We start from the raw sequence: 1,086 nt of genomic DNA on the forward strand, positions 1-1,086 counted from the left end.
TTTGCAGGAGTGCTATCGTTCATTCCTTATGTAGGGCCTATGATTGCTTGTGTTGTGGGAGCGATTTTTATCTTCACAGTGAGTCCTACTCAAGCCTTACTTTCTCTTCTTCTATATCAAGTTATACAGCTGATTGAAGGAAACCTTATTTATCCTAGAGTTGTAGGGCAGTCTATTGGTTTGCCAGCTATTTTCACGCTTGCGGCTGCTAGTATCGGAGGGAATCTTTTCGGACTACTTGGAATGATATTCTTTACCCCCGTATTTGCTGTTATCTATCGACTGGTTAAAGAATTTGTCGTTGCAAAGGAAAATCAGGTAGATTAAGAAAAACTAAATTTAATAAGATATACTGAGAAGAGAGTGAGAGATTCTCTTCTCTTTTATTTTTAAATACTTTTCTACAAAAAGCTATTAGACGTTAAAAAAAGCCTTGGTTTCAAGGCTTATTTCTGTTGATTTAGATGCCCCCTGCAGGGCTCGAACCTGCGCCCCATAGCTTAAGAGTCTACTGCTCTACCAACTGAGCTAAGGAAGCAACAGAAAAAGCTGAGAATGTAACTTCCCAGCTTTTTTAATATGCCCAAAATGGCAGCTAGATTATTTACGAAAGGCATCAAGGATATAGGTGAAACCAACAATTAAAAATGCAAAGGCAACGACATAAACGACAAAGACACTTGTAGCTACTGGATTGAACAAAATCACTAGACCTAGTAAAAATGCAAGCAAGGCTACCCACATGATATGGTTGCCAATAATAGGGAAAATCAATCCCAGACGATTGCCTTTAAAGAAAGCTATAATGGCTTCTACAATTAACCAAATTCCTAAAATAGTTGGAATGACAACTGGCAGCGTCACAAAGCCATAGGCAACGAGGTAAAGAGCTAAGAGAAGATTAACAATCCCTTGGAAAAGATGAGCTGGTGAGCGAAGCACTTTTGGTACAGAGAAATAGCCTAAAATAGCTGCTATAGAAGAAACCAGTAAACCAAATGCAATCCACCAGCTGTAAGCAACAAGATTAGCTACTGGGTTTGTAAATAGGAAAAGTCCTAAAAGGACAAAAACAACTCCTGCAAG

Annotated in this window: 2 protein-coding genes and 1 tRNA gene; 1 reads left to right on the forward strand and 2 read right to left on the reverse strand. The window is 38.8% G+C overall.

All coding sequences use genetic code 11. From position 1 onward, the window contains the following. Positions 1-327, forward strand: a 327-nt coding sequence (locus tag PCY17_RS12160) for an AI-2E family transporter (RefSeq protein WP_301395789.1), incomplete at its 5' end; no start/stop codon positions are given. A 138-nt stretch (positions 328-465) separates the two neighbouring features. Here the strand turns inward: PCY17_RS12160 and PCY17_RS12165 are convergent. Further along, positions 466-538: transfer RNA gene (locus PCY17_RS12165), tRNA-Lys, on the reverse strand. Positions 539-600: 62 nt separating this feature from the next. Continuing rightward, the coding region (locus PCY17_RS12170) for a DUF308 domain-containing protein (protein ID WP_301395791.1) at positions 601-1,086 on the reverse strand (486 nt) is incomplete at its 5' end.

This window comes from Streptococcus sp. SO2 (assembly GCF_030440025.1).